Source organism: Acinetobacter sp. M5A5_2a (assembly GCF_053345265.1).
Genome location: NZ_JBKEZV010000003.1, coordinates 173,480 through 196,742 on the forward strand (window position 1 = coordinate 173,480; position 23,263 = coordinate 196,742).

General features: G+C 38.2%; 23 protein-coding genes, 1 tRNA gene and 2 pseudogenes. 19 read left to right on the forward strand and 7 right to left on the reverse strand.

Translation table 11 applies throughout. The features are described from left to right. The first annotated feature begins 6 nt into the window (after window positions 1-6). From era to ACLBWE_RS05405, 6 genes are all read left to right on the forward strand, one after another. Entirely contained in the window at window positions 7-1,029 is a 1,023-nt protein-coding gene (gene era, locus ACLBWE_RS05380) for a GTPase Era (protein WP_092706634.1), read from the forward strand. A gap of 17 nt (window positions 1,030-1,046) precedes the next feature. After that, the gene (locus ACLBWE_RS05385) at window positions 1,047-1,244 is read left to right on the forward strand and encodes an NF038104 family lipoprotein (protein WP_004643661.1); all 198 of its coding nucleotides are present in this window, start codon (window positions 1,047-1,049) and stop codon (window positions 1,242-1,244) included. Between the two features lie 9 nt (window positions 1,245-1,253). Further along, the gene (gene recO / locus ACLBWE_RS05390; RefSeq protein ID WP_348949001.1) at window positions 1,254-1,967 is read left to right on the forward strand and encodes a DNA repair protein RecO; all 714 of its coding nucleotides are present in this window, start codon (window positions 1,254-1,256) and stop codon (window positions 1,965-1,967) included. A 13-nt stretch (window positions 1,968-1,980) separates the two neighbouring features. Continuing rightward, a complete protein-coding gene (gene pdxJ / locus ACLBWE_RS05395; protein ID WP_348949003.1) occupies window positions 1,981-2,706 on the forward strand; it encodes a pyridoxine 5'-phosphate synthase in 726 nt (241 codons plus the stop codon). Window positions 2,707-2,712: 6 nt separating this feature from the next. After that, window positions 2,713-3,357: a tRNA-(ms[2]io[6]A)-hydroxylase gene (miaE, locus tag ACLBWE_RS05400; RefSeq protein ID WP_004643658.1), complete on the forward strand. Its 645-nt coding sequence runs from the start codon at window positions 2,713-2,715 to the stop codon at window positions 3,355-3,357. A 298-nt stretch (window positions 3,358-3,655) separates the two neighbouring features. Then, window positions 3,656-4,414, forward strand: a complete 759-nt coding sequence (locus ACLBWE_RS05405; RefSeq protein ID WP_151743905.1) for an SDR family oxidoreductase — start codon at window positions 3,656-3,658, stop codon at window positions 4,412-4,414. 187 nt (window positions 4,415-4,601) lie between these two features. On the opposite strand, the gene ACLBWE_RS05410 is transcribed toward ACLBWE_RS05405, so the two are convergent. Further along, window positions 4,602-4,677: transfer RNA gene (locus ACLBWE_RS05410), tRNA-Asn, on the reverse strand. 52 nt (window positions 4,678-4,729) lie between these two features. Between ACLBWE_RS05410 and ACLBWE_RS05415 the strand changes: the two are divergent. Both ACLBWE_RS05415 and ACLBWE_RS05420 read left to right on the forward strand, forming a co-directional pair. Then, window positions 4,730-4,870: pseudogene (locus ACLBWE_RS05415) on the forward strand (hypothetical protein); the annotation flags it as partial. A 41-nt stretch (window positions 4,871-4,911) separates the two neighbouring features. Beyond that, window positions 4,912-5,343: a hypothetical protein gene (locus tag ACLBWE_RS05420; RefSeq protein ID WP_348949007.1), complete on the forward strand. Its 432-nt coding sequence runs from the start codon at window positions 4,912-4,914 to the stop codon at window positions 5,341-5,343. 15 nt (window positions 5,344-5,358) lie between these two features. Here the strand turns inward: ACLBWE_RS05420 and ACLBWE_RS05425 are convergent, their stop codons facing one another. After that, window positions 5,359-5,796 carry a PaaI family thioesterase gene (locus tag ACLBWE_RS05425; RefSeq protein ID WP_004643655.1) on the reverse strand — a complete coding sequence of 146 codons (438 nt, stop codon included), beginning with the start codon at window positions 5,794-5,796 and terminating at the stop codon, window positions 5,359-5,361. A gap of 186 nt (window positions 5,797-5,982) precedes the next feature. On the opposite strand from ACLBWE_RS05425, the gene ACLBWE_RS05430 reads away from it, so the two are divergent. Beyond that, entirely contained in the window at window positions 5,983-6,399 is a 417-nt protein-coding gene (locus tag ACLBWE_RS05430) for a GFA family protein (protein ID WP_447601613.1), read from the forward strand. A gap of 86 nt (window positions 6,400-6,485) precedes the next feature. Here ACLBWE_RS05430 and ACLBWE_RS05435 read toward each other — a convergent pair whose 3' ends face one another. After that, on the reverse strand, window positions 6,486-7,721 hold the full coding sequence (locus tag ACLBWE_RS05435; RefSeq protein ID WP_056481413.1) for a pyridoxal phosphate-dependent aminotransferase: 1,236 nt from the start codon (window positions 7,719-7,721) through the stop codon (window positions 6,486-6,488). Between the two features lie 207 nt (window positions 7,722-7,928). Here ACLBWE_RS05435 and ACLBWE_RS05440 point away from each other — a divergent pair, with 207 nt between their 5' ends. Beyond that, the gene (locus tag ACLBWE_RS05440; RefSeq protein ID WP_005038911.1) at window positions 7,929-8,108 is read left to right on the forward strand and encodes a hypothetical protein; all 180 of its coding nucleotides are present in this window, start codon (window positions 7,929-7,931) and stop codon (window positions 8,106-8,108) included. Window positions 8,109-8,140: 32 nt separating this feature from the next. Here ACLBWE_RS05440 and ACLBWE_RS05445 read toward each other — a convergent pair. Next, window positions 8,141-9,577 (reverse strand): annotated as a pseudogene (locus tag ACLBWE_RS05445) (diguanylate cyclase domain-containing protein); the annotation flags it as partial. 175 nt (window positions 9,578-9,752) lie between these two features. Continuing rightward, on the reverse strand, window positions 9,753-10,544 hold the full coding sequence (locus ACLBWE_RS05450; protein WP_005038915.1) for an A1S_2505 family phage non-structural protein: 792 nt from the start codon (window positions 10,542-10,544) through the stop codon (window positions 9,753-9,755). A 180-nt stretch (window positions 10,545-10,724) separates the two neighbouring features. Between ACLBWE_RS05450 and uvrB the strand changes: the two genes are divergently transcribed. The 8 genes from uvrB to proB all read left to right on the forward strand — a co-directional run bounded on the left by uvrB (window position 10,725) and on the right by proB (window position 20,275). After that, entirely contained in the window at window positions 10,725-12,746 is a 2,022-nt protein-coding gene (gene uvrB, locus ACLBWE_RS05455; protein ID WP_005038916.1) for an excinuclease ABC subunit UvrB, read from the forward strand. Between the two features lie 93 nt (window positions 12,747-12,839). Next, window positions 12,840-13,427, forward strand: coding sequence for a lipocalin family protein (locus tag ACLBWE_RS05460; protein WP_005038917.1), 588 nt, complete (start codon window positions 12,840-12,842; stop codon window positions 13,425-13,427). Window positions 13,428-13,537: 110 nt separating this feature from the next. Next, on the forward strand, window positions 13,538-14,485 hold the full coding sequence (rarD, locus tag ACLBWE_RS05465) for an EamA family transporter RarD (protein ID WP_080027583.1): 948 nt from the start codon (window positions 13,538-13,540) through the stop codon (window positions 14,483-14,485). Between the two features lie 216 nt (window positions 14,486-14,701). Next, entirely contained in the window at window positions 14,702-16,159 is a 1,458-nt protein-coding gene (locus tag ACLBWE_RS05470) for a glyceraldehyde-3-phosphate dehydrogenase (protein WP_003650341.1), read from the forward strand. Between the two features lie 149 nt (window positions 16,160-16,308). Then, window positions 16,309-17,034 carry a hypothetical protein gene (locus tag ACLBWE_RS05475; protein ID WP_004643644.1) on the forward strand — a complete coding sequence of 242 codons (726 nt, stop codon included), beginning with the start codon at window positions 16,309-16,311 and terminating at the stop codon, window positions 17,032-17,034. A gap of 11 nt (window positions 17,035-17,045) precedes the next feature. Further along, complete coding sequence (locus ACLBWE_RS05480; protein ID WP_447601618.1) at window positions 17,046-17,720, forward strand: hypothetical protein; 675 nt, start codon at window positions 17,046-17,048, stop codon at window positions 17,718-17,720. A gap of 182 nt (window positions 17,721-17,902) precedes the next feature. Next, window positions 17,903-19,126: an Obg family GTPase CgtA gene (gene cgtA / locus ACLBWE_RS05485; RefSeq protein ID WP_004643642.1), complete on the forward strand. Its 1,224-nt coding sequence runs from the start codon at window positions 17,903-17,905 to the stop codon at window positions 19,124-19,126. A 15-nt stretch (window positions 19,127-19,141) separates the two neighbouring features. After that, window positions 19,142-20,275, forward strand: a complete 1,134-nt coding sequence (gene proB, locus ACLBWE_RS05490; protein WP_004643640.1) for a glutamate 5-kinase — start codon at window positions 19,142-19,144, stop codon at window positions 20,273-20,275. Window positions 20,276-20,301: 26 nt separating this feature from the next. Here proB and ACLBWE_RS05495 read toward each other — a convergent pair whose 3' ends face one another. Both ACLBWE_RS05495 and ACLBWE_RS05500 read right to left on the reverse strand, forming a co-directional pair. Continuing rightward, window positions 20,302-20,958 (reverse strand): HAD-IB family hydrolase, encoded by a 657-nt coding sequence (locus ACLBWE_RS05495; RefSeq protein WP_005038925.1) that lies wholly within the window; start codon window positions 20,956-20,958, stop codon window positions 20,302-20,304. Further along, window positions 20,925-22,133 (reverse strand): DUF1615 domain-containing protein, encoded by a 1,209-nt coding sequence (locus ACLBWE_RS05500; RefSeq protein WP_198495331.1) that lies wholly within the window; start codon window positions 22,131-22,133, stop codon window positions 20,925-20,927. The genes ACLBWE_RS05495 and ACLBWE_RS05500 overlap by 34 nt, the downstream gene beginning before the upstream one ends. A gap of 83 nt (window positions 22,134-22,216) precedes the next feature. On the opposite strand from ACLBWE_RS05500, the gene dusB reads away from it, so the two are divergent. Next, entirely contained in the window at window positions 22,217-23,242 is a 1,026-nt protein-coding gene (dusB, locus tag ACLBWE_RS05505) for a tRNA dihydrouridine synthase DusB (RefSeq protein WP_017387890.1), read from the forward strand. Window positions 23,243-23,263: the final 21 nt, after the last annotated feature.

Here is a 23,263-nt window from a genome sequence, read left to right on the forward strand (position 1 = left end):
ATGTCGATGCATTCTGATCAAATCAATCCAGATTCAAATGAGAACCAAGATCCTAATAATCTGATTGATCAATTTTTTAGTTCCAAAGGCGTAACAATTCCTTCGGATTTTAAGAGCGGATTTGTGGCGATTGTAGGACGTCCAAATGTGGGTAAATCTACCCTCATGAACCATTTATTAGGTCAAAAGCTCTCGATTACTTCGCGTAAACCTCAAACAACACGTCATAAAATTATTGGTATTGATTCGCGTGAAAAAATGCAGGCGGTGTATGTAGATACCCCAGGTATGCATAAAAAAGAAGTACGCGCTATTAATAAAATGATGAATCGTGCAGCGCATTCTGCATTACGTGATGTCAATTTGGTCTTATTTGTTATTGATGCTTATAAGTGGACCCCAAATGACGACTTAGTGCTTGAAAAACTCAAGAATGCTGAAATGCCAGTTATTTTAGTGATTAACAAGGCTGATACTTTTGAAGATAAAAGAGATATTCTTCCTTTAATTCAAGAGCGTGCCAAGCTTATGAATTTTGCCGAGATTGTTCCTGTATCTGCATTACGCGGAGCAAATCTGGAACATTTGAGTGAAACAATTGAGAAGTATCTTCCTTATCAAGCACCTTTGTATTCATTTGATCAGATTACTGACCGTTCTGAACGCTTTTTAGCTAGCGAAATTATTCGTGAAAAAATCATGCGTCAGTTAGGTGAAGAGCTTCCTTATGATTTAACAGTACAAATTGAATCTTTCAAAACGGAAGAGGCTGCTGTTAATGAGAAAACTGGTCGTTTAAAACCAGCTTGTACCTATATTGATGCAACGATTTTTGTAGATCGTGCCGGCCAAAAAGCGATTGTGATTGGTGAAAAAGGTGCCAAGCTTAAAACAATCGGTATGGACGCTCGAAAAGACATGGAAAAGATGTTTGAGCAAAAAATTATGCTTACACTTTGGGTAAAAGTGAAGGGTGGCTGGTCTGATGATGAGCGTGCCTTAAAAAGCTTAGGATATAGTGATATCTAAAGGATAAGGATACTGGTATGAAAACAATTACATCATTGGTCGCTATAATTGGATGTACATTGATGTTACAAGGTTGTGTATATAAGCTTGTAACCGTACCAGTAGGTATCGCTTATAAAACTACAAAAGGTGTTGTCAAAGGTACAGCGGCTGTTGTAGGTGCGGTGATCCCTGATGGTGATGATGACAAAAAAGAAAAAGAATCTGAGGAATAGTTTCTTTTTATGATGCGCAATGAAGTCCTCCATGGATATATGATTCATCACCGTAAGTACCGTGAAAAAAGTCATATTGTGCATCTTTTTACTCAGGAGTATGGGCGAGTCGATGGTATTTTAAGACAGACTCCGCCCCCTCAGTATCAACCTATCCGATTACAAGCAACTGGTAAAAGTGAGCTGAAGAACTTTACTAAGTTAGAAATATTAAATCAGCCTGTTTTCTTTTTTGGTGACGCCTTTTTTGCCGGATTTTATTTAAGTGAAATCATTCTTCGGCTATGTCCACTAGAAGAGGCAATGCCTCAATCTTTTGAGCAATATCAGTTAACTTTATTGCAGTTACAGCAGCTTGCTTCTAATGACCAGCCCGATCTTTTTTTAAGACAGATATTGCGTCAGTTCGAACATGTGCTTCTACCTGAACTAGGGTACGCGCTTGATTTCTCAATTGATACTCAGCAGCAGCCGATTCAATCTCATCAGTTTTATCAATTTCAAGTGACCGAAGGTTTTGCTCTCGTTGCGCAGGCGAGTCGTTCTTCTTTGTCAGGAAAAGCGATTTTGTCTATGGTGGACTATGAGCAAGGGCAGGATTTTTCTCACGAACAACTGCAATTATTAGGTAAACTATACCGTCAAATGATTACATCGCTTTTAGGAGATCGTCCCCTAAAAAGTCGACAATTGTGGATTCAAAATACTCAAACTCAATCGTAATTAGGATTTTTTTATGGCTGCATTGCTTGGTGTAAACATAGACCATGTTGCTACTTTAAGACAGGCGCGCGGTACTACTTACCCAGACCCTGTAGAAGCTGCTCTCATTTGTGAACAAGCTGGTGCAGAGGGAATTACCTTGCATTTGCGTGAAGATCGTCGCCATATTCAGGATGATGACGTACGCCGCATGCGTCCATTATTAAAAACACGCATGAATCTAGAGTTGGCTGTTACTGATGAAATGGTCGAGTTTGCGAAAGAAATTCAGCCACAGCATGTATGCTTCGTTCCTGAAAGACGCCAAGAAGTAACCACTGAAGGTGGTTTAGATGTAGTCGGTAACTTTGACAAGGTTAAAGCTGCAACTCAGGCCTTAGCTGCTATTGGTTGTGATGTATCATTATTTATTGATGCTGATCTAGCTCAAATTGATGCAGCAGTTGCATGTGGCGCACCTACGATTGAGTTGCACACGGGTGCATATGCAGATGCGGCAACGGAGCAAGATCAACAGGCTGAGTTGGCGCGTATTATTAAAGGTGTTGAATACGCAGCTTCAAAAGGTTTGGTGGTAAATGCGGGTCACGGACTTAACCTTAAAAATATTGCTCCAATTGCTGCTATTTCGCAAATTCACGAGTTAAACATTGGGCACTCAATTATTGCTGATAGCATTTTTGTAGGTCTTGTTCAAGCTGTCAAAGATATGAAAGCAGCAATTCAGGTGGCAGGATAATTGGTTATGTCGAGTATCAATTACGATGAACTAATGCAACCTGTTTTAGCCTTTTTAGGATGTCAAACGCCAAAGGCATGGTTAGATGAAGCGATCAATAATTTAGATATATTGATGCAAGATCATGCTAACTGCGAAAAAAAAGCAGCTAGTACAGCAATGAACTTAATGTTCCGCTATAGCTTTTTCCCTGATTTGCAAGTGAAGCTTGCACAACTGGTGCGGGAAGAAATGCTCCATTATGAACAGGTGCTTGAGCTAATGGCCAAGCGTGGTCAGAAATGGGATGGCTTAAGTGCAGGGCGCTATGCAGGTGGGTTGCGTAAAGAGATTCGTACTTATGAGCCAGAAGCTTTAATTGATGTACTTGTGGTAGGTGCTTTTGTTGAGGCTCGCTCATGCGAACGTTTTCATGCACTTGCTCCACGTGTAGATGAAGAGTTAGGACGCTACTATCGCTATTTGCTTAAGTCAGAGTCTCGTCATTTTGAAGACTATTTGGCACTTGCGCTTGATGTGGCAAACACTGCAAAAATGAAAAATCCTAAAGAGGATATTCAGCAGCGCATTGAGCATATTCGTGAGGTTGAAAAGAACCTGATTTTAACGCCTGATGATACCTTCCGTTTTCACAGCGGCGTACCTGCATAATCAAAAAAGTTGTAAATAAAAAAGTTTATCTTTCTAGGTAAACTTTTTTTATTTTAACCTTTAAATTTTTAATTATTTTTATAAGTGGTTAGCATCTGGGGATGCGGTATTTATTACCTGATACTCCTGATAAAATCATATCTATATAATTAATTTTCTTAAATATTGTTATCCATAATTAAATTTTTTAGAAAAATCTTTTATTTTTTAAAGTAATAACGAATATTATGTAAATATAAAGATAGGTTTGTTCATAATCGGTTCAACTAAAGTAGTCGAATATTTTAAGGATATAAGAATGTTAGCATTAGTTACAGGCGCTTCTGCGGGTTTTGGTTATAGTATTTCAAAAAAACTGATTGAGTTAGGTTATAAAGTTATTGGATGTGGAAGACGGGCAGAAAAGCTAAAAGAATTACAACAAGAGCTCGGTGAAAAATTCTATCCACTCGTATTTGATATGACAGATACAGTAGAAAATATAAATAAAGCATTGGTTGATTTACCAGCCGAATTCCAAATCAGTCAAATTGATTTATTAGTTAACAATGCCGGATTAGCATTAGGCCTAGAGCCAGCAGATAAATCAGATTTGGATGATTGGTACACCATGGTAGATACCAATATTAAAGGATTGATCACTGTTACGCGGTTAATTTTACCGAATATGGTGAAGAAAAAGTCCGGTTTAATCATCAATATGGGATCAATTGCAGGTACATACCCATATCCGGGTGGTAATGTTTATGGTGCAACCAAAGCATTTGTAGAGCAATTTAGTTTAAATCTTCGAGCTGACCTGTCAGGTACTGGTATTCGAGTGACTAATATTGAGCCAGGTCTTTGTGGTGGTACAGAATTTTCTTTGGTGCGTTTTAAGGGCGATCAGGATAAGGTAAATAGTCTGTATGATAAAAAGAACCCAATCTTGCCTGATGATATTGCAAATACGGTAGCGTGGGTCGCATCACAGCCTCCACATATTAATATTAACCGTATTGAAATTATGCCGACTTCTCAGTCTTTTAATCCTTTAAAAGTTGTTGAAGTAGAATAATAAGTTTAAAAATGACCTAAGAAGAGGATTGAAGGTGATATCTCTTTTTGATTTGGATTAGGTCATTGAATAAAACTAGTAGATTAATAATTAAATCCTCTATGTTGTGATAGGGGATTTTTTTATAGTTATGGGTAAATTTATAGCAAAAAAAAGCCCGCTTTAATGCTGCGGGCTTTTTAGTATTTGGCTCTCCCACCTGGGCTCGAACCAGGGACCTGCGGATTAACAGTCCGTCGCTCTACCGACTGAGCTATGGGAGAATCTGCATGCGATTATAAGGGGATTTTGAGAAGGGTCAAGTGAAAATCGCCATGTTTCCTTCATTTTTGTGTTGTATGCTTTTTATTTGATCAGTTGAGCGCTGAGCTGAGAAATTACTTGCGCTTTAAAAATTCAATTGCTAGATTCAAAACAGAACAAGCGTTTGAAGAAATTCAAACAGTGTGGATTTAAACCAACTTGCCAGCACTAAAATGGCTAAATCGGAGATAAGTATGAAAACACTTACTATTGCTTCTATTTTTTCTAATTTTGATTTTTATCAACGCAATTATCTCAATATCTTAAGTCGACCAGAATCTTATTACACACCTGTAGAGGGTGCGTCGATTGATGCTTATCTTTTTAAAAAGAAGGACTTGTACTTAGGTGATTTATTGCAGCTTTGGTTCAGTTCTAAATGGAATGTACATAGTTCACTAAAAGTTTTAAAAAGTTCAAAAGCATTAGATCAATCTAAACCCCTATATATTTTTCAATTAGAAGGGGAGTTACTGCTAGGCAAAAATAAAGTTCTAGCTTGGTCTACTGAACATCAAGAAGTTATAGAACTTCAACTTAAAAATATTTGGGCACCTTATGTAGTGGCTCAAACTTGTGATCGTCCAGATAATCCAGATTACTCAATAAAAAAGGCAGCGGTTTAAGGCTGCCTTTTATGACTATGAACGAATAATCATGCAGGTTGCTGTTGCATAGGCATAAAGTTTACCTTCCTCATCAATAATCTTTCCTTCGGAAATTCCTAAGTTTTTACTTAAGTTAATGACTTTGCCTGTTGCAATTAAAGGATGGTTCTTTGGAATAGGACGGCACATTTTTACGTTAAGATCGATTGTTCCGTAACCTACGCCAGCAGGTAACATCGTATGTACTGCACAGCCAGTCACAGAGTCTAAAACTGTAGCCGCAAAACCACCATGTACGCCCCCTAACGGATTTAGGTGATTATGATCTGCTTGCGCTTTAAAAGTAACAGAACCTTCTGAAATTTCAGTAGGTTGCATGGGTATGGTTTTACTAATACTTGCTGCTGGAATATGGCCATCAATCATCGCTTGTAAAAATTCAAGACCAGTCATTTCCATGGGATTTTTCATTTTTGAGTCCTTTAATTTTATAAGTTCTTAAATGGAACTTAAGTTTAAATTATGATGTAAAAGTACTATTGTCAAGTTAGAAAAATGAAGTGATAAGTTCAGTTATAGTTTACAAACTTGTAAATTTTAATTAGACAGAATATTTTATGAAATTAAAAAGATAAAACTTATCAATGGGAAATAATAATGAACGGTCAATGTTTATGTGGTAAGACTGCATTTGCGGTAGAGCTAAAAAATCATGATGTGCATGTTTGTCATTGTTCGATGTGTCGCCGACAAACTAGTGGTGTTATTATGACGATTGATGTTGTACAAGGCAGTCTAAAGTTTATTCAACAAGAGCATCTGAGTATTTTTAACTCTTCCGAATGGGGAGAAAGAGGCTTTTGCAACGCTTGTGGAACTACAATTTTTTGGAGAACTAAGGATCAAGGCTACTGCAACATTAATGCATTTTCTTTAGATGAACCCGTAGATGACTTAAAGTTAGATCTGGAAATTTTTATTGATTCAAAACCCGGTTTTTATGCCTTTAAAAATAATACAAAAAAAATGACTGAAGCCGAGGTCATGGCTTTATTTAATTCTGCTGAGTCATAAATAGTAGCTACGAATAAAATTTTAATCTTCTATTCATAAAAAAGAGGCCTCAACTTGAAGTTGAAGCCTCTTTTTAAAATTATAAATTACTTAGCTGTTTTTTCAGCTTCAATAGAAGCTATTGCAGCATCTACGCCTTCAATTGAGTCAGCAGCTTTTTTGATACGTGCTAACGCATCAACGAGCACTTCGTCAGCTGTTGCATATGAAATACGCATAAAACCGCCTAAACCAAATGCATCACCAGGAACTACTGCTACACCAGTCTCTTCTAATAACCATTCAGAGAATTCTGTGCAAGATTTTAAGCCTTTTGCACGAATAAGAGGGCGAATGTTTGCATAGGCATAGAAAGCACCGTCAGCAGGCAAGCAAGAAATACCTTTGATTTCATTCAAGCCATTAACAACTAAGTCATGACGGCGTTTGAACGCTTTAATCATTGGTTGAAGTACGTCTTGAGGACCATTCAATGCAGCTTCAGCAGCAACTTGTGAAATAGAAGTTGGGTTTGAAGTTGATTGAGACTGGATTTTTTTCATTGCGCCAATGATTTTTGCTGGGCCGGCTGCATAGCCAATACGCCAACCTGTCATCGCATATGCTTTAGAAACACCATTTAAAACAATCGTACGATCATATAAATCTGGAGCAACAGTTGCGATGTTGTAGAACTCATCTTCCCAACGAATTGGTTCATACATATCGTCAGATGCAACAAACACTTGTGGATGGCGACGTAATACTTCAGCTAAAGCTTCTAATTCAGCTTTGCTATAGATCATACCTGTCGGGTTAGATGGGCTGTTTAATACAACTAAACGAGTGTTAGGAGTAATAGCCGCTTCTAATTGTTCAGGAGTAATTTTGAAACGTTGGTCTTCACCACATTTCACAATGACTGGAGTACCTTCAGCAATAATGACCATATCTGGATAGCTTACCCAGAACGGTGCTGGAATGATAACTTCATCGCCTTTGTTTAATAGAGCAAGTGCCAAGTTAAAGAAGCTTTGCTTACCACCACATGAAACCAAAATCTGATTCGCTTGATAATCAAGATTATTATCGCGTTTAAATTTAGCAATAATTGCTTTTTTTAATCCAGGAGTACCATCTACAGCCGTATATTTGGTGAAACCATTATTAATCGCTTCAATTGCAGCATCTTTGATGTGTTGAGGGGTATCAAAGTCTGGTTCGCCAGCACCTAAACCAATCACGTTCTTGCCAGCAGCTTTAAGTTCAGCAGCTTTGTTGGTTACAGCAAGTGTAGGGGACGGTTTGATAGCATTGACACGATCAGAAAGACGTACGTCCACGGCAATATTCCTCTTATGGGATTAAAAAATAAAAAGCATACTATCTTATCGCAAAAATTAAGTAATTTGCGGATGTGAACCTTTTCAGATGTAAAAAAGTTTAGTTTAGTAATCATCTTAAGCAATATTTATTCAATTGAAGCTTTTTTAGAAAGAAATGAGAAAATCATTTATAATAGGTCGCAATCGAAATTTCGAGAATGAATCATGACTGAGCAACAGCCAAAACAGAAAAAGGCTTTGGTGAAATTGCCATTCCCAATGCCGAATGATAGCAATGAAGCCGACGACGCGGTACACAACCAAGTGCGTCCAAAACCAGAGCAATACGCAGATAGAACGTGGATGCCTCCGCGTGGTACTCGTCGTTCTATGGGAAAACGCTAATCTCGAAAACAGGCAATATGCCTGTTTTTTTATTGATTAAATAAAATTTCCTGATAATAGCTTTTTTTCTTTTGGTACATGTGATGGTCAGCTCGCTTTAACATGTCCTCAATTTGTTCATTTGCTTGAGTTGTTGCATGTCCAATTGCAATGCTAATTGGGTGGCTTGAATAATATTGATTGTCGATATTAAAAAGCTCTTGAATGGTTTGAAGCATAATTAGAACATTCGCCTCATCTGCCCCCGGCATTAAAATCACGAATTCATCACCACCTATTCTAGAAGCCGTATATGCTGTATTTAAAATAGCCTGACTTAAAATATTTCCGACGCGGCGCAATAAGCCATCCCCAATATCATGACCAAACTGATCATTTGTTTCTTTTAATCCGTTCATATCTAAGAAAATTGAAGAAACAGGTCGGATAATACTTCGGTTTAGACGATTAAGTTCCTCTGTAAAAAAAGCGCGATTATATAGTTTGGTCAGGACATCGTGTTGCCCCAAATATTCAAGATAGTTTTCCGCTTTTTTTCGCGCGGTAATATCGGTAAGTGCAACCTGTACCAGTCCCCAAGTGTCTTCATAACCGGGAAAAACGGTAAATTGAAGCAATACATTTCTTATTTGCCCATCTAAGGCATAGTTAATCGCTTCACGCTTATGATGAATATTACCTTGCCATAATTCGATGAGTTGTTCCCGAAAGGTTTCAATCATCTCTTCAGCAAAAATCTTATGTGTATTTCTTAAAAGGGTCGATTTATCAGGAGCTTTAAATAAATCAAGAGTTGCCTGATTAACATCTAAAATCAGAATATCTTCTACACACTGACGAACAAATTCAGGATGGACATCTAGAAAAGTTCTAAAATCTTCAATACCTAATAACCTGAGTTGATCAATTCTATTTTTTATACGGCTGAAATCTTCGACCCAAAGAGAAGTGGGTGAATAGATAAACATAGACTCAGCTAATCGACGATTTTTTGCTTCCTCACGAAGTGCATTTTGATAAGGAGTAATGTCTTCAGTGGTAATTAATACACGCTCAAAGGTCGATTCAGAGCCAGGTAAAATTGAGCCTCTTAGCTGAACATCAATACGTTTGCCTGATAAGGTGTAATTTATGGTCGTACTTGAAAAGTGAGTTTTACCATTCCATAGTTCTTCAAGCTCAAAAATATGAGATTCGAACATTTCTTTTTTAAAAATAAGATTTAAATTCGAATATAGCTCTTCGTGAGTTCTTGCTTCAAAAAGTTCTAATGTTTTTTGATTAACACGAACAATTTTAATTTTATGTGCGCATTCACTGATTAAGTTTTTATTTTGACTTAAAAATTCATGGAGGTTTTCAATACCTTGATTTCTCCATAAATCAAATTGTTGTTTAACTTCACTGAAATCCTCAATCCACATTGGAATTGGGCTAAGGTCAAAAATTGAAGAATCTAAAGTTTCCATATGTTTCTTTAAGTATTCAGTTTGCCTTAAAGTATAATGAGAAAAATTAGGATTTGGGAAGCTAAAGAACTTAAATCTATTAGAATAATTAAAAATATAAAGATTAAATGTAAGTAAAAATAAAATAATGAGAAAGCAGATATTATCTGCTTAGCTCATAAATTTATAAGAAAAATTAACGATTAATAGGGTGGTCAATATTCTTTTCACCACGCCAGAGTTTGATAAAGTCTTGCTCATCAAAATCATAAAGTTCCATGAGTGCAACCACAGCACTTACAAAAATCATGGCACCCTCAGAGTTTCCGTGCAGGTCAAAAATTTTACCATTGAGCTTTCCTAAAATATCACTCAGCTCATGATCACGGCCTCGGCCATAACGATCCCGAGGGTACAGTTCTTCATTTAAAACAATAAGAGCAATGGCTTTTTCGGCACTTGATAAATCTGTTTTATCTAAGGCTTCTTCAAAAGATTCACTTCCATGATTAAAGTAAAAAATAACATCATCATTAATGAAACTTTTCACCATCTTTTGGGTTAATGTCGGAAATTCAGAAACTGCATTATCTTCAACATACGGTTTGAAAGATTCTGGAAAGATAACGTTGTGATGGATATCTTTGAACAGTGGTGCAATTTCAGAAACTTTATAACCTGCGATGCCACAACCTAAAGCCGTGACAAAATATTTCATTTTAGGATGATTTTTTGCATATATCTTAAAATCTTCAACATAGTGCTCAATTTGTGAAAGAGGCATTTGTTGAATATGTTCATTTAAGGTGGGAATTGCAAAGCTTTGACCAGCCCAGCCGCGACCAACACCTTCAACTGCTCCGAAGTGTTGACTGGCAACGCGTGCTGCACCGCTACCGTGCTGTCCAGCAAGGTTACTTCCAAATACAAAAACTGTATCTTCGGGAAGTTCGGTTACAATACTTTCATCATGATATTGATAGGTCATGGTTATGCTTTTTATTTAATGGATAGCTTCATGTTGCAACTGATTATGGTATTGGTCAAGTGTTAAGATGCTTAATCTTTTACATTGAATTTCCAACTCAATTTGCACTTTAAATTAAGATAAAAATCCCCATTAATGGGGGAGACGTTAAATTCAATTTTTTCATAAAGAGAGATAACTTTGAACGAAAATCAACCTTTCGATTTGGTCACTCATTATCAGCCAGCAGGTGATCAGCCACAGGCAATTGAAAAGCTGGTCAATGGTATCGAGCATGGTTTTCGTAATCAGTTATTGCTAGGGGTAACGGGCTCAGGTAAGACCTATACCATGGCAAATGTGATCGCCCAAACGCAGCGACCTACAATTGTGATGGCCCACAACAAAACTTTGGCTGCCCAGCTTTATGGTGAGTTTAAATCTTTCTTCCCTAATAATGCGGTTGAATATTTTGTAAGTTATTACGATTACTACCAACCAGAAGCTTACGTTCCATCTTCGGATACGTTTATTGAAAAAGATTCAGCCATTAATGATCACATTGATCAGATGCGGTTATCAGCAACACGGGCTTTATTAGAACGTCGTGATGCAATTATTGTGGCATCGGTTTCTGCAATTTATGGTTTGGGTGATCCGAATGCTTATATGCAAATGTTGCTGCATGTGGTTGAGGGCGACCGAGTAAGCCGCGATGAAATCATCCGCCGATTGGTTGAAATGCAATATACGCGTAATGAACTTGAATTTTTACGTGGTACTTATCGTATTCGCGGCGAAATTATTGATATTTTCCCAGCGGAATCTGATCAACACGCGATTCGTATTGAACTATTTGATGATGAGGTCGATTCAATCCGTTGGTTTGACCCGCTAACTGGTAAAATGGTTCGTAAAGTTTCTCGGATAACGATTTATCCGAAAAGCCACTATGTAACACCAAAAGATCATTTGACCCGTGCTATCGATACAATTAAAGATGAATTACAAGATCAGCTCAAATTCTTCCGTGAACATGACAAATTGCTTGAAGCACAACGTATTGAGCAACGGACACGTTACGATCTGGAAATGATGCAACAGTTGGGTTATACCAATGGTATCGAAAACTATTCGCGTCATTTGTCAGGACGCCCGTCTGGTGAAGCACCGCCGACTTTATTCGACTATATTCCAGAAGATGCTTTGCTCATTATTGACGAATCACACGTTACCGTTCCGCAAATTGGAGCGATGTATAAAGGTGACCGGTCACGTAAAGAAAACTTAGTGAATTATGGGTTCCGTTTGCCAAGTGCGCTTGATAACCGTCCGATGAAATTTGAAGAGTGGGAGCGTATTGTACCGACGACCATTTTTGTAAGTGCAACACCTGCTAAATATGAATTAGAAAAGTCAGATCAAATCGTTGAACAGGTGGTACGTCCAACAGGTCTAATCGATCCTGAAATTGAGATTCGTCCTGTCTTAACCCAAGTAGATGATGTTCTTTCTGAAATTAATATTCGTAAAAACTTGAATGAACGGGTATTAATTACCACTTTAACAAAGCGTATGGCAGAAGACCTGACTTCTTATTTAAAAGAATATGGTGTTAAGGTCGCTTATCTCCACTCAGATATTGATACGGTTGAACGTGTCAAAATTATTCATGAACTACGTACAGGTGTATTTGATGTTTTAGTCGGCATTAACCTGCTACGTGAAGGTCTGGATATGCCTGAAGTTTCTTTGGTTGCTATTTTAGATGCAGATAAAGAAGGCTTTTTACGTTCAGAGCGCTCACTCATTCAGACGATTGGTCGTGCTGCGCGTAATGTGAAAGGTAAAGCAATTTTATATGCTGACCGAATTACCGATTCTATGCAAAAAGCGATAGATGAGACTGATCGCCGTAGAGCCAAACAAATTGAATTTAATGAGCTGCATGGTATTACACCACGTAGTGCTGTGCGTCAGGTTGTCAAAGAAATTGACTCGGGTGAGGTACTTTCAGACGACGAGATTGATGAAAAAGTACTTGAACAAGCACAAGCATTGAGTGCCGATGAAAGACATATTCTTTCAGATCCTAAACTGTTTAGTAAGCATATTACTAAGCTTGAAAAAGATATGTTAAAGGCCTCGAAAGATTTGCAGTTCGAGCAAGCAGCGCGGATACGTGATGAAATCATTCGATTAAAAGCGCAAATGTTGCAATAAACGAATACATAACGCTACATAATGTGTTTAAAAAACAAGCTACTGTAGATGTTTGAGTTCTTTTGTATTCACAACTAATCGTTGAGGGCAACAATGGCATTTCGAAATAATGTTCCGCAAGCCAGTTGGCGTTTGGCTAAAATTGCGTTGGGCGGTGTTGTTTTGGCTGGTTTAGCTGTTGGAACGTATGTCTATGCTCAGCCGAAACCTTTGCAAACCGTTTATAAAGTTGAACTGGACCGATATTTAGGTGTCTGGTATGAAGTCGCCCGTAAGCCTGCTTTTTTTCAAAAAAAATGTGCTTACAACGTATCTGCAACTTACACCTTAAATGAAAATGGAAATGTAGTTGTAGATAATCGCTGTTATGACAATAGAAAACAATTACAGCAATCTATTGGTGAAGCCTTTGTCGTAAATCCGCCATATAACACGAAATTGAAGGTGAGTTTCTTACCGGAAGCTGTGAGATGGATTCCAGTCATTCGTGGAGATTACTGGATTTTAAAAATAGATGAAGACTATCAAACTGTTTTAGTGGGAGAACCTTCTCGTAAATATCTTTGGGTGTTATCAAGAACACCTCATCCTGAACAAGAAGTGGTTGATGAATATCTAAATTATGCAAAAACATTAGGTTTTGATATTCGCGATATTATTCATACAGAACATAAAGAATAGCTGTAGATGTCTGATTAATAAAAAACCATGTTTTTACATGGTTTTTTCTTTTTTATAGTGGATAAATCAAGTATTGTGGTGAGCTGTTTTTACTAAAGTATAAGAGGGTGATGATGTTTAAGGGCGTGAGCTTGTCTGTCATGGCATCTATCACTTTTGGTGTACTTTATTTTTATACTCAGTTGTTAAGTCAGCTTGATAGTGAACAGACTTTTGGATGGCGGATTATTGCAACACTACCAGTTCTCACTTTGTTTATGTGGTGGAGCGGTGATTTAGGGTATATAAAAAATATCTACCAGCGTATTTTGGCAAAGCCGTCTTTATTATTGTTGTTAATTACAACCTCCATTTTAACTTCAGTACAACTTTGGCTGTTTTTATGGGGGCCAATGCATGGTCGAGGCCTACAAGTATCTTTAGGGTATTTTCTATTGCCGCTTGTTCTTGTCTTGGCTGGAAGTGTGCTGTATGGCGAAAAAATATCAAAATTTCAATGGGTCGCAATTATTCTTGCAGTCATTGGAGTGGGCCATGAGATCTGGCGTTTAGGAAGTATTGCTTGGGAAACTGCACTAGTTGCAGTTGGCTATTCTGCCTACTTTTTATTACGTAAGACCATTAAAACAGATAATTTAGGCGGCTTCTGGTGGGATTTAGTTATTATTCTACCGATTGCAATTTATTTAACTCATACAGGTTTACTCCCTTATAGCAAATTTATAGACCAACCGAGTCTTGCTTTGGTCATTGTTGGGCTTGGAATTTTAAGTGCTATTGGTTTAGGAAGTTATATTCTGGCTAGTCGCTTTTTACCATTAGTCGTGTTTGGACTTTTAGGATATTTGGAACCGGTATTACTTGCTTTAGCTTCTTTAGTTTTAGGGGAGAGTATTGGCCAAGAAGAATGGTTCACTTATATTCCGATTTGGTGCGCAGTATTTGTGTTAGTTTTAGAAGGTGCAGTTCACCTTTATCAGCAACGTCAAAAAGCCAAAAATTTGCAGCTTAACATCGCGAAATATCAAAAAAGATTAAAAAATGATGAGTTTGATTAGAGGGTAAGAATCTAAAAAGTAAGAAAAAGCAAAAATTTAGCTGCTTTAAACAATAAAATAATAAAAAATAATTATAGGTATTTTATGAATTTATGATGAATTTTAGGAAAATCTAATCACTATCGTCAGCTTTTGATTCATTCTTGCTAATAATTCCATTACAATTACGGGGTTTAAAAAATCACGCCTAGATATAATTAATTAGAGGACGTATCTGTGAGCAAAGACACTATCATCGCCCTGCATGCTGAACACCAAGGCCGTTGGAAAAACCGTGAAGAAATCGCGGAACGTATGATTGCATTAATCGGACAATTATACCGTGAAAAAAATATTGTCGTATCTGTTTACGGTCGCTCTTTAATTAACCGTTCTGTTATCCAAATTTTGAAAACTCACCGTCGTACACGTGTTGTAGACGTTGAGCTTTCTGTTGTAAATACATTCCCAATTTTAGAAGCTTTAGCTAAGCTTGAAAATATTGGTTCTGCAGAAGTTGATATCGGTAAACTTGCTGTTGAATATAAAGAAAAAGGCGGTGATGTTGATGCTTTTGTTGCTCAAGCAGTTGAGTCAATCAAAGGTAGCGCAACTTCTGAACAACCTAAAGATGTCGTTCTTTATGGTTTTGGTCGTATTGGCCGTATCTTAGCTCGTTTAATTATTAGCCAATCAGGTCTAGGTCGTGGTTTAAGCCTTAAAGCAATTGTTGTGCGTAAATCTTCTGATGGTGATTTAGCAAAACGTGCTTCTTTACTTCGTCGTGACTCTATTCACGGTACTTTCGCTGGCACAATCGCTGTTGATGAAGAAAACGAAGCAATCATTGCTAATGGTAACTTCATTAAAGTGATTTATGCGTCTAGCCCAAGTGAAGTTGACTATACTGAATATGGTATTTCAAACGCACTTTTAATCGACAATACTGGTAAATGGCGTGATGCTGAAGGTCTAAGCCAACACTTGAAATGCCCAGGCGTTGCACGTGTTGTATTGACTGCACCAAGTAAAGGCGAAATGAAAAACGTTGTATTTGGCGTAAACAACACAGACATCTTAGATGAAGACAAAATCATCTCTGCTGCAAGTTGTACAACAAATGCAATTACTCCAATTCTTAAAGTATTGGATGACAAATATAAAGTTCTTAATGGACATGTTGAAACTGTTCACTCATTTACAAATGACCAGAACTTGATCGACAACTACCATAAAGCAGATCGTCGTGGTCGTGCTGCTACTTTAAACATGGTAATTACAGAAACTGGTGCAGCTAAAGCAGTTGCTAAAGCATTGCCTGCATTAAAAGGTAAGTTAACTGGTAACTCTGTACGTGTTCCTACACCAAACGTATCTCTTGCTATCTTGAACTTAACGCTTGATAAAGAAATTGATCGTGAAGAAGTGAACGAGTACATTCGTCAAATTTCAATTAACTCTAGCCTTCAAGGTCAAATTGGTTATACCAACTCGACTGAAGTTGTATCGAGTGACTTTATCGGTTCTCGTACTGCTGGTGTATATGACGCTCAAGCAACGATTACTTCTGGTAACCGTTTAACTGCTTATGTTTGGTACGATAACGAAGTAGGTTATAGCTGTCAGGTATTACGTATCGCTGAACAAATGTGCGGCGTAAGCTACAAAAAAATCCCAGCAGAATTGAATGCTTAAGATCATTTAACGATCTATAAAAGATTTTCACAAAAAGACCCAGTTTAGACTGGGTTTTTTTACAACCGTACAAAATATATGCTGACTATTTTTTGTAAATAAATGAGAATATGAATTAAGGAAAAAAAGAAAATAGTAAGGGATTGGAATTGTCGCAGTTTAAACGTTTGTTGGTCGTTTTTATATTCATTATTATTGCCAATTTATGTGGTGTACTCATTGCAATATGGGTGTTTAAGCATTTTAATATTTATATTCCACTGAAGAATCAGGCAGTTGCTATTGACTTGCAAGAACCCCTACAGGTTAAGGTTAAAGTACAAGATGCTTTAAATGTGGATGTAAAAGGGCGGGTAAATGCCAGTATTCCAATTGATGAGCAATTAAATATTCCATTAACACAAACGTTAACTCCGCGCGTTTATTTCGATAATATGGTGCCCATTAGCACAACAATTCCTGTCAAAGAAGTATTAAAAGTTGAGCAAAATTTGCCAATTGATACGAAGGTTCAAGTCAGAGTTTTGGGGCGTGATATTACCTTACCGTTAAAGGGATCAATTCCATTAAAACTTGATGTTCCGATTGATATTAATGTTCCGCTTGAGCAAAAGGTTCATTTGAAATTCGATGCGCCAGTGCGGACAGTATTAAAAGAAAATTTACATATTCCTCTAAAAGCAAGATTAGATACAAATATTCCAATTGAGGGTAATCTGAGTGTCCCTGTTAAAACAGCGCTAAATGCTTCAGTTGATGTTAAAAACACATTGCCTGTGAAGATCGCAAATGGTGAGTTAAAAATTCCTTTGTCCAGTATGCGATTAAATCGGGTATTAGGTTCAGAAACGTCGCAGACGACAGCTGATCAATAGGGTGGATGGTAATGTTTCGTTCACTCAAGAGTATGCTCATCAGTTTCATTTTAATGATGATACTTGCCGCTGTTATGTTTTGGGTATATCTCAATATTCAGGCAAATGTAGTGGTTTCGGCTCATAACGCAGATATTAGTTTACCTGACTCTTTAGAAACAAAGATTCAAGTTGGCAACACTTTGCAAGTCCAATCTATTGGTAAACTTGATACAACATTGGATATAGACCGTCAACTGACTCTACCGCTGAAAGGGAAATATTTAGCAGATATCAGTTTTGCTATAGAGACACCTGTTACAGTAAATGTTGATTACACAACAACTCTAAAAATTGATCAAGTTATGCCTCTCGAAACAACGACAGATTTAATTTATCAAAATAAGTTTTTGCCTAAATTTCCACTTAAACTTGATATTCCCATAAAGTTAGATGTGCCTTTTCAGTTAAAGCGTAGTTATACCATTCCGATTAAAATTGTTTTTGATGGTCCTGTTTATTTTGAATTCGATGAGCCAGTAAATTTATCGGTTAAACATCAGTTTAAACCAAGTCTAGAAGTGAATGATCCTATGGAAATGGGGAATGTCTCTTCATTTAATGCCATTATGTATAATTCGGTTCCAAAAACAAAAGCAAATCTTGATATGCAAATGACCTTACCTCTACGGAATGTTCATCCTTAAAAATTAAATAGTCATCCTGCATTTTATTTTCAATATCGGCTGTATTTGTGGATCTAAAATGCTTCTGATGACTTAAATATAAAAACAGATCGTTATAAATAGGAATTGTCCCATTTTATATTCGAGAATTTTATGAAAATATGGCAGAATAGGCGGTTTTAGAGTTTTTAGAGGATTGGCAGATGCGCTTTGTTGATGAAGCAGTCATTACCGTAGAGGCTGGCGACGGTGGCAATGGCGTAGCCAGTTTTCGCCGTGAAAAATTTGTCCCATTTGGTGGCCCAGATGGTGGTGATGGCGGACGTGGTGGAAGTATCTATATTCAAGCTGATGATGATACGAGTACGCTAGTCGATTACCGTTACACACGTAAGTTCCGTGCTGAGCGCGGAAAGAATGGTGCAGGCGCTAACTGTACCGGACGTGGTGGTGAAGATGTGGTTTTAAAAGTACCCGTTGGTACAACAATTGTTGATACAGATTCAGGCGATATTATTGGCGATTTGGTTGAAGATGGCCAAAGAATTCTGGTTGCAGGTGGTGGTGACGGTGGTTTGGGGAATACCCACTTTAAATCATCAACTAACCGTGCTCCGCGTAAATGTACGACTGGTATAAAAGGTGAGTTTCGTGAAATTCGCCTTGAATTAAAAGTATTGGCAGATGTTGGTTTATTGGGCATGCCAAATGCTGGTAAATCAACCTTTATTCGTGCTGTAAGTGCTGCAAAACCAAAAGTGGCAGACTATCCATTTACAACCATGGTTCCAAACCTAGGTGTAGTAGATGCTGACCGTCATCGTTCATTTGTAATGGCCGATATTCCTGGGTTGATTGAAGGTGCAGCAGAAGGTGCAGGTTTGGGAATTCGTTTCCTTAAACATCTGGCACGTACGCGTATCCTTTTACACATTATTGATGTGCAGCCAATTGATGGTTCAGATCCGGCGCATAATGCAAAAGCAATTATGAACGAGTTAGTTAAGTTTTCACCTACTTTGGCTAAACTACCGGTTGTTTTAGTACTGAATAAACTTGATCAGATTGCTGAAGAAAGTCGTGAAGAGTGGTGTCAGCATATTCTAGATGAACTAGAGTGGACTGGACCTGTCTTTAAGACATCGGGCTTATTAAGTGAAGGAACGAAAGAGGTTGTGTATTACCTAATGGATCAGCTTGAACAACAACGTGAACGCGAAGTTGAAGATCCTGAATATGCAGCAGAAGTAAAAGCTTTCCGTGAACAACTAGAAGTTGAAACACGTGAACAAACCATTGCGGCAAAAGAAGCATATCGCGCTATGCGTCGAGCACAACGTCTTGAAGGCATGTTAGGCGATGATGATGATGATTTTGACGATGATGAAGACGACAATGATGTAGAAAGCGTCTACGTTCGTGACTAGAAAACCGAGGAAAACATGATAGAAGTGGTCGATGGGCAACGTCAGCTCAGTGAGTGTAAACGAATCGTTGTTAAAATCGGATCATCTTTACTCACAGCCAATGGGCAAGGTTTAGATTTGGATGCTATTTCGCATTGGGCGAAACAGATTGCAGATCTACACAATGCCGGACACGAAATTATTTTAGTGTCTTCTGGAGCTGTGGCAGAAGGTATGGTTCGTATGAAGCTTGCGAGTCGACCCACCGATCTACCCAGTCTACAAGCCTGTGCTGCGATTGGGCAGATGGGTTTAATTCATACTTGGTCTAGTGTGCTTGAAGAACATGGTATTCGTACTGCTCAGGTTTTACTGACACATGATGATCTGGCGGACCGCCGTCGTTATTTAAATTCATGTGATGCTTTGCAAAACTTGATTGATTGGCGTGTGATTCCGGTCATTAATGAAAATGATACGGTATCTACCGATGAGATCCGTTTTGGTGATAACGATACTTTAGCTGCGATGGTTGCAGGTCAGGTTCATGCAGAATTGTTGATCATTTTAACGGATCAGCAGGGTATGTTTGACTCAGACCCACGTCATAACCCTGATGCTAAACTACTCTCTACTGTTCGTGCCATGGACGATGTTTTATTCGAAATGGCTGGCGGTGGCGGTGTGCTTGGCAGAGGTGGTATGGTGACTAAGGTTCGTGCCGCACGTTTAGCTGCTAAGTCGGGTTGTCCAACGCTCATCGCAAGCGGTGAAAGTGATAATGTCTTATCACGTGCGATGTCGGGTGAAATGCTAGGTACGTTGTTTACGACAGATAAAGACCGTATGACTGCTCATCAACAGTGGCTCGCTGCTCATTTACAGACAGCAGGCCGTCTAGTAATTGATGATGGTGCTATTGAAGCGATTAAATTGAAACATCGCAGTCTACTCCCTGTCGGGGTTAAAACTGTTGAAGGGCATTTTGATCGTGGTGATGTGGTTGAATGTGTCGATAAACAAGGTAAACGTATTGCAGTGGGTCGAGTTAATTTTAGCTCGCGATCTGCTGAAATTATTAAAGGCTTAGCCTCTGATAAGGTTTATCAAGTGCTTGGTGAAGCCCGTTCACTTGAAATGATTCATCGTGATCATATGGCAATTTATTAAGTTATGTTTAAATAAAAAAGCTCGCTTTATGCGAGCTTTTTTTCTGGTGTTAAACGAGGTAGCACACGGTCTTCACCCACCATGTACGGATGTGTGGCGAGACTCAACATATCTAGGTCTTCCGAGCTATTACCGTAAGCATAAATTTGATGATAATGCTGTAGCGTATATTGCTGATGTACTCTTAATTTCTTTTGTTCACTACTACAATCTGGGGTGGAGTAGTAACCTGTCACTATGCCGTTTTTAATTTGAGTTTCAGTACAAATTAATTCGATATCTAGTAACTTGCACAGTGGGGCAAGGTAGACATCAATTGAAGCCGAAACCAGTACGACCCGATCACCACGTAACTGGTGGTGTTGTAACTGTGCGAAAAGTTCAGGTGAGAGTGCAGAGACTAGCTCTTGTGCGTATTCTTCACCTAATCTTTGCAGTTCAATTGCGGAGGTATCTTTGAACATGCTGCGAAATAACTTGGCGCGCATCGCATGGGCTGGATAAAAGTTAAGATAGTAGGCTTGAATCCATGGCAGAATTTTCAAGCCTTGCTTAACAATGTGGCGCTTAGATAAAGCATAAAAGATGAACCCTGTAAAACTGTCTTTGCTACACAAGGTTCCATCAAAATCGAACAGGGCGAGACTCTTTATAGTCTTATTCGTTTCGCTCGTTGCATACATGATTCATATCGTCCGTTTACGCGGGTTGCATACCAGTTGGTATTATAGTCACGACTTAATTTTGGCCCAGAAATAACGACTTGCGGCATAATTGCATAGATAGGATCTTTACCTGTCTTCGCTTTATAAAGTTTAGTTAGGGCAATATAGGTTTGTGTACTTTCAAACTTTTTCTCTTTTTCTAATTTAAGATCATCACGAATTTGTCTTGGCGTAACTAATACATTATTTTTTGCAAATACGGTAATCAGTTCTTTTTCTGACTGGCTCTGAGTCGGGCGCGGATCACCATCTTTTGTGTAAAGAAGTAGATCACCATCAAGGCTTATTTCTGTATCTGTTAGGTCATTTAGCATGCTTTGAAAAGCAGCATTACGGCTAGAATACATGCCTGAGTTGTAGTCTGCAAATCGATAAATGGCTTTATCATAGTCTGCTGGATAAACCATTAAACGATGAATGCCATAATATAAACCGCCATATTCAGTATATAAGTCATCACGAAGTGCAGCGGTACTCATGCTTGAACGTTTATTGGCTTTTGCATAGTTAATATGGACTTGCATAGAACCCAAGGTCGTAATAGGGTTCATTTTCTCGCCAATATCTTGACCAACCAATTTGGCCGCACCTGTTAATGCACTGACATGGTAATGCTTAGCCATAAAATCAAAAATTTCTCGATAAAGTAAGTCGAGGTCTTTTTCGGTTTTAACTTTACGCATTTGGCTCATATAGTTGTTATCAGGAGAAGGCTGAGTTTTTAGCACTTCTTCAAAATAACCAGCAATTGTTCCACCAATGGTTTTGCCAAGCTTATCTTCAAATTTTTCATTTAAACGTGTACTAACTTCTTCAACTGCTTTTTGCCCTAATCCCGGCACTTGAGGGTTGGCTACAAAGTTAGATTCCTGATCAACTACTGCCACAATACTACAGACATTTGTCTTGGTTTTAGGAATATCCAAGTCTTTCATAATGTCGTCGATATCTTTAGCCCACGATTCACGGTCATGCACACGTGATGGAATTAGACGTTTAATCTGTTTGCTTTCTAGTTCAGGCTCATCATTGTTTGACCACCAAGCTTTATCACCACAAGCAGCTAAACTCATGCACACGGCGACCATACCGAATGATTTTAATAAAAAACGGGAAGACAACGGTTTGTTCATGGCGAGGAAAGCACCTGCATAAAAAGATGAGCCGATTAAGCGGATGAAGTATACTATGTTGATCATCAATTGTATGAATATATATGTATATTGGTCCCTATCAACTGTCAAATAATTTAATCGTTGCTCCTATGGCTGGGGTCACTGACCGCCCATTTAGAACGCTCTGTAAGTATTTTGGCGCAGGCCATGCAGTCAGTGAAATGATGACTGCCGATAAGACTTTGCAGATGAGCAAAAAAAGCCTCTACCGCGCAAATTTTGATGGGGAACTCGCACCGATTTCTGCACAAATTGCCGGTTCTGATCCTGAGCAGTTAGCTGAGGCTGCACGTCATCAAGTGGCAAATGGTGCCCAAATTGTTGATATTAATATGGGATGTCCTGCCAAAAAAGTATGTAATAAACTCGCAGGTTCGGCTTTATTACAAGATGAAGATTTGGTGGCACGAATTCTTGATACGGTGGTCGCTGCTGTTGATGTTCCTGTTACCTTAAAAACCCGATTGGGCTTTTTAAATGGTCAAGAAAATATTTTAAGGGTAGCAAAAAGAGCAGAAGAGGCGGGAATTGCTGCACTAGCCTTACATGGTCGTACACGTGAAGATATGTATTTAAATACAGCACGTTATGATTTGATAAAACATGTCAAAGAATTAATCAATATCCCACTTATTGCGAATGGGGATATTGATAGCCCTGAAAAAGCTAAATATGTACTCGATTACACTGGTGCTGACGCGATTATGATTGGTCGTGCTGCTCAAGGCCGACCATGGATTTTTCGTGAAATTGCTCATTATTTGAAAACTGGAGAGCATTTAGCGGCACCTAATATTGAAGAAGTGAAGCAGGTGTTATTGGGGCATTTATCAGAACTTTATCAATTTTATGGTGAATATTCTGGCTGCCGTATTGCCCGTAAACACATTGCTTGGTACACAAAAGGATTACGTTCAAGTAACGAATTCCGCCAAAATATGTATAAAGTTGAAAGTACTGCCGAGCAAGCAATAGTGGTTGAAAACTATTTTAATCAGTTATTGGCTCAAGGTGATTTGATGAGCGATGTCCAAGTCGAGCAAATTAATTTATTGCAAACTCATTAAATAAAAAGCCAGTATCTTCAC